Here is a 10664-nt window from a genome sequence, read left to right on the forward strand (position 1 = left end):
GGGGGGGGTGGGTGGGGGCTGGTGGGGATGAGACACCAACCCCCGGTTTGGGGTGGGGGCACACGAACGATCCCTGGGGGGGGGGGGGGGGCGACAGCCCCCCCCCCCCCACCTCGGCATGCCCCGGGTCGAACGGACGAAGGACGCGTACCCGCGCAGCGGAGCCTTGACGGGCCGACCGATGCGCGAGATCCGATGCGCGACATCCCACCGACGCGTGACGTCCCACCGACGCACGACGTCCCACCGACGCGCGGCATCCGCCCCGTCCCGCCCGTCACGCGGTCTCGACCCCCGCCCGGAGCCGTGGCAGCATCTGCGGCGGAAGCCGGGGCGGGGGCGGCGCGCGTCGCCCGTACCGGCCTCGGCGACGGCGACCCGGCGGTGGACGAGGAGCGCAGCGTGGCGGACGACTTCGATGTCCTGGTGGTCGGCGGCGGGATCGTCGGACTGGCCACGGCGTACGCCCTGACCCGGGCCAGGCCTGGACTGCGGCTGGCCGTGCTGGAGAAGGAGAACGGCTTCGCCGCGCACCAGACCGGGCGCAACAGCGGGGTGATCCACAGCGGCGTGTACTACCGCCCCGGCTCGTACAAGGCCCGCTTCGCGGTCGCCGGCGCAGCCGAGATGGTCGAGTTCTGCCGCGAGCACGGCCTCCCGTACGAGGTCACCGGCAAGCTGATCGTGGCGACCGACGACGCCGAGCTGCCCCGGCTGGCGGCGCTGGCCGAGCGCGGGCGGGCGAACGGCATCCCGGTCACCGAGCTGGACCGGGCCGGGATCTCCCGGTACGAGCCGGCCGTGGTCGGGCGGGCCGGGCTGCACGTCGGCACCACCGGCATCTGCGACTTCCCGGCGGTCGCCACGACCTACGCCCGGCTGGCCCGGGAGGCGGGCGCCGAACTGCGGCCCGGCACGGCGGTGCGGGCGGTGGCCCGGCGCCGGGACGGGGTGACGGTCGGCACGGCCGGCGGGGAGCTGCGCTGCGGGGTGCTGGTGAACTGCGCCGGGCTGCACAGCGACCGGATCGCCCGGCTGGCCGGGGACGACCCGGGGGTGCGGATCGTCCCGTTCCGCGGGGAGTACTACGAACTGGCCGAGCACCGGCGGGACCTGGTCCGCGGCCTGGTGTACCCGGTGCCCGACCCGGCCTTCCCGTTCCTCGGGGTGCACCTCACCCGGGGCATCCACGGGGACGTCCACGTCGGCCCGAACGCGGTGCCCGCGCTGGCCCGCGAGGGGTACGACTGGCGCACCGTCCGCCCGGGCGACCTGGCCGAGACCCTCGCCTTCCCCGGCACCTGGCGGATCCTGCGGCGGCACTGGCGGTACGAGGTCGGCGAGTTGCACCGCTCGCTGTCCAAGCGGGCGTTCACCGCCGCCGTCCGACGGCTGCTGCCCGCCGTGACAGCCACCGACCTGGTGCCGACCACGGCCGGGGTGCGGGCCCAGGCGGTGGCCCGGGACGGCTCGCTGCTGGACGACTTCGCCTTCGCCGGCTTCGACCCGGAGAACCCGCGCTCCCCGCGCCGGGCGGTGCACGTGCTGAACGCCCCCTCCCCCGCGGCGACGGCCTCGCTGCCGATCGGCCGCGAGGTGGCCCGCCGGGCCCTGGCCGCCCTGGAGGCCGGCGGCTGAGCCCGGCTGCCCCCGCCCGGACCGGGCCCGGGCCGGACCGGGGCCACGGTCGCCGGGACCGGTGGATGAGCCCCGTCACACACCCCTCCGGGCGCCCCGCGCGGCCCCGTAGACTCAGGTGATTGTGACTGCCACCGCCCCGATCCCCCAGCAATCGCCGTCCGCCCGGCTGTCCGCGGCGCCGGCCGCCTACCCCGCGCCGATGTACCCGCACAAGGCCACCGAGGAACAGCACCGGGAGCGGCGGATCCGCAGCTTCCAGCCGCGCCGGGGCCGGATGACCAACGCCCAGGCGGGCGCCCTGGACCGGAGCTGGGAGACGTACGGCGTCCCGATCGACGGCACCCCGCTCGACCTCGGGGAACTGTTCGGCGGCCTGCCGGTCACCCTGGAGATCGGCTTCGGCATGGGCGAGACCACCGCCGCGATGGCCGCCGCCGACCCGTCGACCGGCATCCTGGCCGCCGACGTGCACACCCCCGGCCACGGCAACCTGCTCGGCCTGCTGGAGCGGGACGGTTCGCAGAACGTCCGGCTGGCCGCCGGCGACGCCGTCATCCTGCTGCGCGACATGCTGCCGGACGCCTCGCTGGCCGGCCTGCGGGTCTACTTCGCCGACCCGTGGCCGAAGCCCAAGCACCACAAGCGCCGACTCGTCCAGCCGTCCTTCCTCGACCTGGTGCTGCCCCGGCTCGCCCCCGGCGCCCTGGTGCACTGCGCGACCGACTGGGAGCCGTACGCGGAGCAGATGCTGGCGGTGCTGTCCGCCTCGCCCGAGCTGGAGAACCTGCACCCCGAGGGCGACGGGACCGGCTGGCTGGAGCCCGCGGACCACCCGGACGGCAGCGTCCCCGGCTACGCGCCCCGACCGGACTGGCGGCCGGTCACCAAGTTCGAGCGGGCCGGGATCGCCAAGGGCCACGTGGTGCACGACCTGCTGTTCCGCCGCCGCTGACCCGTCGGCAGCCGTTCGAACGGGCCGCGGCGGGCTGACCGGCCGGTCGCGCCCGGGACGAACGGTTCGTCCCGAGTCCTCCCGACGGGCCGCCGCCGTGGCCTACCCTGAGCCGCATGGGCAGCCCGCCCGGCGGCGGGCCCCGGGCGACCGTCCGCACCGCCGCCGACGCACCGGGTACGGTCCCGCGCACCGGCGTCACCCGGACCATCCCGGGGCCGCGGAGGCGCCGGGCCGACCGGCTGCTGTCCCGGCCCGGCAGAGCGGCACCGGCCGCCCCGCCCGCCCTCGTCGCCGGTCGGCTCCCGGCCGGCCCGACCGCGGCGGCCCCGGGCCGCGGCCGCTCGCTGGCGCTCTCCTCCGTCACCACCTCCGCCGTCCTGACCCTGGTCTGCTGCGGGGTGCTGATCCTGCACCTGGTCCAGCGGCAGACCGGCACCGTCGGCCTGCTGGTGGGACTGGGCCTGGCGATGGTGCCGCTGCCCTTCGTGCTGGGCGGCCTGGCCTGGCTCAATCTGACCGCCCGGGTGCCGCTGCGGCACACCGTGTTCTGCCTCGGCTGGGGCGCCTGCGCGGCCACCACGGTCGCGATCCTCGCCAACAACTGGACCGCCGACTACCTGACCGCCCACCACCACGCCTTCGGCGGGCTGCTCGGCGCCGGTATCGCCACCCCGGTGATCGAGGAGAGCGCCAAGGCCACCGCCCTGCTGGTGCTGCTGCTGCCGCTCGGCCAGCGACTGCGCTGCCACGGCCGCCGCTCCGGCCGCCCCTGCGCGCCGCTGTTGCACCGGGCGCCCGCGCCCCGGCGCCCCCGCCCGTACCAGCGCCGCCCGGCCGGGCCGCACGCCCGGGGCCGGCTGCGGCTCCGCCCGTACCTGCGACCACTGCCCTACCTGCGCCCGGCCCCGCCCGCCCCGGGCGGCCCCGGCGGCCCGGGTGGCCCGGGTGGCACGCACCGCCGCTCCCGGCCGCGCACCCTGGCCGCCGGGGTGGTGCTCGGCGGGATGACGGCCTGCGGCTTCGCCTTCACCGAGAACGCCCTCTACCTGGGCCGGGCCTTCACCACCGACCAGCGCAACCGGCTGGACAGCATCGGCCTGGGCGATCCGCCCAGCCTGCGCGACTTCGACAGCACCGTGCAGACCTTCGTGCTGCGCGCCCTGCTCTCCCCGTTCGCCCACCCGCTGTTCACCGCGCTCACCGGGATCGGCCTGGCCGTCGCCCTGACCAGCGGGCGGCGCTGGCTGGCCCGGCTGGCCGCGCCCGCCGGGCTGCTGCTGGCGATGGTGCTGCACGGCACCTGGAACGCCGCCGCCGACCTGGGGACGGACGGGTTCCTGGTGGTCTACGGGGTGCTGATGGTGCCCTGCTTCGTGGCGCTGGTCGGCTTCGCGCTCTGGGCCAGGGCCCGCGCCGCGCGGCACGGCGGGCGGTCCGAGGGGCGGTCCGGGGGCCGGCGCTGAGCGTGAGCGGAGGCCGTTCTGCAGAACCGATTTCCCATCTCGGCGACTTCCCCGTAGTGTGGTGTTCACCGACGCGGGGTGGAGCAGCTCGGTAGCTCGCTGGGCTCATAACCCAGAGGTCGCAGGTTCAAATCCTGTCCCCGCTACTCAGTAGCCGTAAGGGCCCGGAGGATTCGTCCTCCGGGCCCTTACGCGTTCCCAGCACGGGTAGAACACGGTCCCGCCACGAAGCGGTAACGGCGCCCTTTTTCAAGATCTGCTGTCAGACCGCTCCCCCATACTGAGGAAAAATTCATCCAAGTGGGGGGCGGCGGGACCGTTCCCTGGACAAGGAACGACCTCATGCTGTCGAAGCGCCTGGTGAGCACTGCCACGATCTGCCTCCTGCTGGGGGCCGGCACGGCCGCCTGTGGCGACAACAAGGACTCGGACAAGGCCGCGGCGCCTGCGGCCACCACCGCCGCGGCGGCCGCGACCCCGACCGCCACGCCGACTCCGACTCCGACCGTGGCGAAGCTCGACACCGACAAGCTGACCGCCCAGGAGATCGAGAAGCAGGCCCGGCAGGCGCTGGCCGCCGCCACCTCGCTCAAGATCGCCGGCAAGATCCCCACCGACGACGGCGTCATGACCATGAACATGGCCATGGACACCAAGGGCAACTGCCAGGGCACCATGGCCATGCCCGGCGTCGGCTCCTTCGAGCTCATCAGCGACGGCAAGCAGTCCTTCATCAAGCCGGACACCCAGTTCTGGAAGACGTTCAGCGGGCCCAAGGGCGACGCGGTCGCCGAGCTCTTCAAGGGCCGCTACCTGACCGGCTTCGACGGCGACCCGAAGATGAAGCCGATGATGGACTTCTGCAAGCTCACCTGGGCGAGCGACATGCTCCAGGACGACGCGGGCAGCACCCCGACCAAGGGCAGCGCCGGGACCGTCAACGGGGTCAAGACGTTCAGCCTCAAGGAGAAGGACGACAAGGGCGAGGAGTCGCTCCTCCACATCGCCACCGAGGGCAAGTTCTACCCGGTGCGGATGGAGAAGACCACCGGCGCGGACAAGGGCCAGATCGACTTCACCGACTACGACAAGCCGGTCACCCTCCAGATCCCGTCGCCCGACAACGTGATCGACTACACCAAGTTCCAGGACAAGGTGAAGGGCGCCTGAGCGGCGCCCGCGAATAATCCGTTGCCCTCCCGACAGGGGGCTGCCTACAGTGGCGGCACACTGAAAGGAGGTGATCCTGAATTGAGTTCCATCAGGATGCGTGAGGTGGCTGCTCGCTAGAGCCGCCCCTGCCTGCGCAGGGTGAGGCCCCTGGCCTCCGGCAGGCGAAATCCACAGCAGTCACCCGGCCCGCAGGCTCACCGGTACATCCCCGGTGCCTCGGCGCCAGGCCAGTGCACGGGCCGGCGTCGAGGAGCAGCCTGCGGGCCGTCTGCGTTTTCGCCGGCCCGTCGTAGCGGCGGTGCCCCCGGGTCGTTCCCGTGCTGGGGCCGCGGCGCTAGAGTCGGCCGGGCCCTAGGTGACGACGGGGCGCAGCAGCGCGGACACAGGGGGTGGGCGATGGCGAGGGCGCGGCGACGGGCCGGCGGGTCGGCACTGCGGACGGCGCAGTGGACGGCCGCCGGGGTGCTGACCGGCACGGGCCTGCTCGGCCTGCTGCTGTTCGCGCTCGGCCGGGCACAGGCCTGGCAGGCGCTCGGCGGCGGCCTGGTGGTGGCCGGTGCCTCGACCGTGCTCGGCGGCGCGCTGGGCTTCCTGTTCGGGGTGCCCCGGGTGAAGAACGGCTCCGGCGAGCCGCAGGGCTGGTACGCGCCCAACACCAATCTGGAGCAGGTCTCCGACTGGCTGACCAAAGTGCTGCTGGGCGTCGGTCTGACCCAGCTCGGCTCGCTCGGCGAACGGCTGCACCAGCTCGGTACGGCGCTGGCGCCCGTGCTGGGCGGGGAGGACGCCGCGGTGCCGTTCGCGGCCGCGCTGGTGCTCTACTTCCTGGTGCTGGGCTTCCTGGCCGGCTGGCTGGTGACCAGGCTGGCGCTGCCCCGGGTGCTGACCGAGACGGACGAGGCGCTGGACCTCTTCCTGGCCGGGCAGGACCGCGACCGGCGCGGCGACAAGGTGGGCGCCGACGACCTGCGGGTACGCGCGATGCAGCAGCTCGGGCTGCTCGGTGGCAGCACGGAGCAACCCGCCGCGCTGGCCGCCCAGTTGCCGCCGTCCTCGGGCTCCCCCGCCGGGCCGGACAGCGTGGTGGCGGAGGTCCGGTCGACCGCGACCCGCTCGGCGCTGACCGCCGACCAGGTGCGGGCCCTGTTCGCGGACGGCTCGGAGGGCCGCCGGATCCAGGCCCTCGCGCTGATGCAGGGCGATCCGTCGCTGGCGGACCTGCCGAGCGTGCTGGAGGCGATCGAGCACCCGCGCTCGGGGTTCGAGCAGTACCACGCGCTGTTGGCCGCCCGGGGCCTGCTCTCCCGGCTGCCCGGAGCGGGGGCGCAGCGGCTGCGGGACGCGGTGGCGGCGCAGTTGGTCGACCCGCGGGGCATTCCGTACGGGTCGGACCGCAGTTGGCTGGCGGAGAAGATACTGTCCCGGCTGCGGGCGGTGGCCTTCGTCCCGGCGCAGCCGACGGGGGCCAGCGCGGAGGGCGCGGGGCCTGCGGCGTCCGAAGCGGTGGCATCCGAGCCGGCGGCGCCCGAGCCCATGGCATCCGGGCCGGCGGCTGTCGACCCGCCGGCGAACCCCTAGACGGTGAAGCGCAGTTCGGGCTGCGACCAGGGGGTCTTGGGCTGCGGCGGGCGGGTGCCGGTGCGCACGGCGCCCATCTGGAGGTAGAAGCCCTCGGCGGGCGGGTGCGAGACGACCTTGACCGCGGCGATCCCGGCGGCCCGGGCCCGGTCGAGCATGTCGGCGATCAACGCCCGTCCGATGCCCAGCCCTTGGGCGTCGTCGGCGACGAACATCAGGTCCAGTTCGGCCGGTTCGTGGATCAGCCCGTAGAAGCCGAGCAGCCGGTCGTCGGTGCGGTCCACGGCCATCCGCACCTCGTGGCGCTCGATGTAGTCGGGCCGCACGGCATAGCCGTCGATCATCGCGAAGTAGTCGCCGCGGTAGGCGGCCGAGGCCTGGATCAGTGCGGTGAGCCGGTCGGCGTCGGCGGGCTGGGCGGGCCGGATCGTGGTCTCGCTCATGTGGGCGAGTATAGGGGCAGACCCACCCAGTGACCATTACAGAAGTTGTGCCGGTGCGGCCCCTCGTGGTCGCCCGCCGGCGGCCCGGAGCACCAGGATCCTGCGGGTGCGGCCGTCCTCGCGCGGCACCCGGCGGACCTCGCTGGCGATCCGGCGCTCGCCGAGCGCGTACCGCAGCCGGTCGAGGTGGCCGCAGCGGCGGCCGCGACCGTCGTGCAGCGGCTGGACCCGCACCTCCCCGTCCGCGGCCGTCACCCGGACCAGCTCGGCCAGGGCGGCCAGCTGCCGCTCCGGGCCGAACAGTTCGGGGTAGGCGAAGATCAGATAGCCGCTCAGGGTGAGCGCGAAGGCGCCGTCCGCGAAGGGCAGCCGGGGCAGCGCGGCGGCCAGGTAGCACTGCGGGTGCGCGGCCGAGTCGGCGGCGAACAGCCGACGGGCGCGGTCCCAGCTGCGCAGGTAGCGCTCCGGGCGGGCGGGGCCGCGCGGGCGGGGCGAGGGGTACAGCTGCGGGCGGGCGGCCATCGCGACGGCCATCGACGCCCGGGCGGCCAGGACCCGGGCGGCCAGCTCGGGCGGCGGCAGCGCGTACGCCGGGTCGACGGCGATCACCCGGCAGCCCAGCTCGCGCGCCTCGGCGGCCAGGCCGGACGCACCGCCCGGGCAGTCCAGCAGCGGGCCGGGCAGGGCGGCGAGCCGGGCGCGGGTCAGGCCGAACAGGGCGCAGTACTCGTCCAGCGGGCGGGAGGTGACCAGGACGTCCGGCGCGGGCACGGGGGTGGGGGCGGTCGCCACCCGGTCATCCGAACACGGGCCCGCCCCACCCGCATCCGGAGCGCGTCCGGAGCACGGGCGGGGCGGGAGCGGTGCAGAGGCGAGAGCGGGGGCGGGATTACGCGGGAGGGCGCGGGGCCGGCCCTCAGCGGCCGAGCAGCCCCCGGGCAGCGGCCCGGTTGACGTTGGTCAGACCGCGGACCAGCCGCGCGGTGAGGAAGATCAGCAGCACCCCGATCGCCGAGAACGCGGCGATCTGCCAGGTGCCCTCCACGTAGTAGACGTGCCGGACGTGGTGGCTGTCGGTGAAGTCGAACAGCTGGTACCCGCGCCAGGGGGTGTAGCGCGGGAAGACCCAGTGGTAGAGCGGGTAGAGCGCCATCGCCCAGCCGAGCAGCAGGAACGTCAGCGTGAGGCAGAAGCTGAACACCGCCCAGGGGAACATCACCACCTGATACAGCACGGCCTTCCAGCCGGCCCCGTCGGCCAGCCGCGCGGTGACCGAGCCCCAGCCGCCCGGGCGGACCTGGCGCACCGGCGCCGGGCCGGGCACGTCCAGGGCGAGCATCCCGCGCACCCGGGCCCGCTCGGCCCGGCCGAAGCCCCGGGCGGTGCTGGTCAGGGCGGCCAGCACCGGCAGGCCGAGGACGGTGACGAAGGTGCCGACGCCCAGGCAGAACAGGACGATCGCGAGGACGAAGCCGACGATCGCGACCGGCAGCCCGGTGAGCGCGTAGCCGACCTCGCGGTAGTAGTGCCCGGAGAACGGCGCCCGCCAGAAGCCGGGCGGCTCCTCGGTGCGGTGGGCCTGGGCCGGGCGGGCCCCGTCGTCGCCGTAACCGCCCGGGGCGTCCCATCCCTGACCCAGCGTGCTGCCGCTGCTGCTCATTTCCCGGTCCCCGGCCCCTCGTCGTCCTGGTCTTCCGTACGTGCTGACGTGGTCCAGTCTGGCCGGGGCGCGGCCCGGCAAACATCCGGCCGACCGGCGGATCGGCGGTGGGGTTAACCCCCCTGCGGTGGGCCGGCCGGGCCGGACCACTCGTCGGCGAGCAGTGCGTACCGGTACGAGTCGCGCCAGGCGCCGCCCTTGTACAGGTCGTGCCGGACGCGCCCCTCCAGCCGGAAGCCGAGCCGGGTGAGCACCTTGGCCGAGGCCTCGTTCTCCACGTCGACCCGGGCGGCCAGCCGGTGCAGGCCGAGCGCCCCGAAGGAGAGCTCGCAGAGCAGTCCGGCGATCTCGCCCGCGTAGCCGCGGCCCCACACCGGGCGGCTCAGCACGTAACCGAGGTGGGCGGAGCGGTACTTGCCGAGGGTGAGGCTGGCGTGCGCGATCGGCAGCGCGTCCTCCGGGTCCTCGGCGTCCTCGCGCCGGACGACGGCGAGCCGGTAGACGCCCCGCTCCTCGGCCATCGCCTCCTCCAGGTAGAGCTCGATCTGGTCCGCGCAGGTCTCCCGATCGCGCGGTTCGAAGGGGAGGTAGCGGGTCACCTCCGGGTCGCCGTACAGCGCGTGCAGCGCGTCCACCTCCTCCGGGGTGTGGTGGTACTCGCGGAGGGCAAGCCTGGGGCCGGCGAGGCGTACGGGGACCATGGCTGCCGACCCTACCGGCGTCCGGCGGCTACCGTTCGGAACATGAACGACGAAGACCTGCGGCTCGCCCCGCGCACCAGGGCCGCCGACCTGCTCGCCTGGGCGGCCGGCCAGGACCGCGCGCCGGTGGCCGAAGCGCCGCTGCGCGCGGTGCTGGCGCTGCTGGAGCTGGGCGGGGGCAGGATGCACGACGGCTGGCCCGAACTCACCTCCGACGAGGTGGAGCACCTGCTGTACGAACGGCTCCACCTCTACGTCCAACCCGCGCCGGAGCAGGACCCGCTCGCGTACGGCGAGGCCGTACGGCTGCTGGTCGACCACCAGCGGGCGGCGAAGCGGCTCAACGCCAAGCGCCAGGAGCGGCTGCACGCCGAGGCCGAGTGGCAGGGCGAGGTCGCGGCGGGGCTGCTGCGCCGCGCCGACCTGGTGACCTGGCCCCGGCTGTACGCGGTGCTGCTGCACGCCCACGGGGTGGACGTGACGGATCCGGCGGCCGTCCGGGACTGGCTGGCCGGCTTCGCCGCGCTCGACGAGGAGCAGCGGCTGGCCGGGTACGAGGCGCTGACGCCGACCGGCTGGCTGGACGACCCGGACGAGCAGGGCTGGGGGCCGGGCCGGGTGCTGTCCGTCGGCATGGCCACCGACGGCGCGCGGCTGCTGCTGGAGCAGGGCCTGATGCGGCGCAGCTACCGCAACCTGGCCGAGCTGAACGCACTGGGGCGCCCGATGCCGGACGAACTGGCCGGTGGCTTCGAGGAGTTCGAGGCTGCGGCGGCCGAGGCGGCGCTCGACCTGCTCGGCGAGTGGACGGTGCCCGGGCTGCCGCGGCTGCTGGTGGAGGAGTTCCCGGAGCTCGCGCCGGAGCCGGGGGCGGCCGAGATCGACGCCTACCTGGCGCAGCTGCCCGCGGACGAGCAGGAGCAGCCGGAGGAGCCGGAGCTGGAACAGGAGTGAGCTGACGTGGGGGGGGGGGGGGGGGGGGGGGGGGGGGGGGTCGTGCTGCCCTCTGGTTCTGCTGTGGGGGGGGGGGCTGTCGGGTGGTGTGTTCGG

The 10664-nt window shown here is 74.9% G+C and carries 10 protein-coding genes and 1 tRNA gene; 7 read left to right on the forward strand and 4 right to left on the reverse strand.

Annotated features, from left to right (window positions below; genetic code table 11):
* The first annotated feature begins 402 nt into the window (after window positions 1-402).
* From lhgO to ACZ4W5_RS24520, 6 genes are all read left to right on the forward strand, one after another.
* The gene (gene lhgO, locus ACZ4W5_RS24495) at window positions 403-1638 is read left to right on the forward strand and encodes an L-2-hydroxyglutarate oxidase (protein ID WP_465656946.1); all 1236 of its coding nucleotides are present in this window, start codon (window positions 403-405) and stop codon (window positions 1636-1638) included.
* 124 nt (window positions 1639-1762) lie between these two features.
* Complete coding sequence (trmB, locus tag ACZ4W5_RS24500) at window positions 1763-2593, forward strand: tRNA (guanosine(46)-N7)-methyltransferase TrmB (protein WP_360237969.1); 831 nt, start codon at window positions 1763-1765, stop codon at window positions 2591-2593.
* A 116-nt stretch (window positions 2594-2709) separates the two neighbouring features.
* Window positions 2710-4059: a PrsW family intramembrane metalloprotease gene (locus tag ACZ4W5_RS24505; protein WP_465656899.1), complete on the forward strand. Its 1350-nt coding sequence runs from the start codon at window positions 2710-2712 to the stop codon at window positions 4057-4059.
* A 72-nt stretch (window positions 4060-4131) separates the two neighbouring features.
* Window positions 4132-4205, forward strand: a tRNA-Met gene (locus ACZ4W5_RS24510).
* 196 nt (window positions 4206-4401) lie between these two features.
* A complete protein-coding gene (locus ACZ4W5_RS24515) occupies window positions 4402-5229 on the forward strand; it encodes a hypothetical protein (protein ID WP_360237965.1) in 828 nt (275 codons plus the stop codon).
* Between the two features lie 399 nt (window positions 5230-5628).
* The gene (locus ACZ4W5_RS24520) at window positions 5629-6810 is read left to right on the forward strand and encodes a hypothetical protein (RefSeq protein ID WP_465656901.1); all 1182 of its coding nucleotides are present in this window, start codon (window positions 5629-5631) and stop codon (window positions 6808-6810) included.
* On the opposite strand, the gene ACZ4W5_RS24525 is transcribed toward ACZ4W5_RS24520, so the two are convergent.
* From ACZ4W5_RS24525 to ACZ4W5_RS24540, 4 genes are all read right to left on the reverse strand, one after another.
* A complete protein-coding gene (locus ACZ4W5_RS24525; protein WP_360237961.1) occupies window positions 6807-7253 on the reverse strand; it encodes a GNAT family N-acetyltransferase in 447 nt (148 codons plus the stop codon). The two genes, ACZ4W5_RS24520 and ACZ4W5_RS24525, sit on opposite strands and share 4 nt — an antisense overlap.
* 36 nt (window positions 7254-7289) lie before the next feature.
* Window positions 7290-8045 (reverse strand): hypothetical protein, encoded by a 756-nt coding sequence (locus ACZ4W5_RS24530; protein WP_465656903.1) that lies wholly within the window; start codon window positions 8043-8045, stop codon window positions 7290-7292.
* 124 nt (window positions 8046-8169) lie between these two features.
* Window positions 8170-8913, reverse strand: a complete 744-nt coding sequence (locus ACZ4W5_RS24535; protein WP_465656905.1) for a sensor domain-containing protein — start codon at window positions 8911-8913, stop codon at window positions 8170-8172.
* A 113-nt stretch (window positions 8914-9026) separates the two neighbouring features.
* Complete coding sequence (locus ACZ4W5_RS24540) at window positions 9027-9614, reverse strand: GNAT family N-acetyltransferase (RefSeq protein WP_465656907.1); 588 nt, start codon at window positions 9612-9614, stop codon at window positions 9027-9029.
* Window positions 9615-9656: 42 nt separating this feature from the next.
* Here ACZ4W5_RS24540 and ACZ4W5_RS24545 point away from each other — a divergent pair, with 42 nt between their 5' ends.
* A complete protein-coding gene (locus ACZ4W5_RS24545; RefSeq protein WP_465656909.1) occupies window positions 9657-10568 on the forward strand; it encodes a hypothetical protein in 912 nt (303 codons plus the stop codon).
* The last annotated feature ends 96 nt before the right edge of the window (window positions 10569-10664 follow it).

This window comes from Kitasatospora sp. NPDC029367, from assembly GCF_055569135.1.

Excerpts from the sequence above, each read along its gene's own strand:
- ACZ4W5_RS24515 (WP_360237965.1), top strand. The coding sequence starts at position 4,402 with ATGCTGTCGAAGCGCCTGGTGAGCACTGCCACGATCTGCCTCCTGCTG.
- ACZ4W5_RS24520 (WP_465656901.1), top strand. The coding sequence starts at position 5,629 with ATGGCGAGGGCGCGGCGACGGGCCGGCGGGTCGGCACTGCGGACGGCG.
- ACZ4W5_RS24505 (WP_465656899.1), top strand. The coding sequence starts at position 2,710 with ATGGGCAGCCCGCCCGGCGGCGGGCCCCGGGCGACCGTCCGCACCGCC.
- ACZ4W5_RS24535 (WP_465656905.1), bottom strand. The coding sequence starts at position 8,913 with ATGAGCAGCAGCGGCAGCACGCTGGGTCAGGGATGGGACGCCCCGGGC.
- ACZ4W5_RS24545 (WP_465656909.1), top strand. The coding sequence starts at position 9,657 with ATGAACGACGAAGACCTGCGGCTCGCCCCGCGCACCAGGGCCGCCGAC.
- ACZ4W5_RS24540 (WP_465656907.1), bottom strand. The coding sequence starts at position 9,614 with ATGGTCCCCGTACGCCTCGCCGGCCCCAGGCTTGCCCTCCGCGAGTAC.
- ACZ4W5_RS24525 (WP_360237961.1), bottom strand. The coding sequence starts at position 7,253 with ATGAGCGAGACCACGATCCGGCCCGCCCAGCCCGCCGACGCCGACCGG.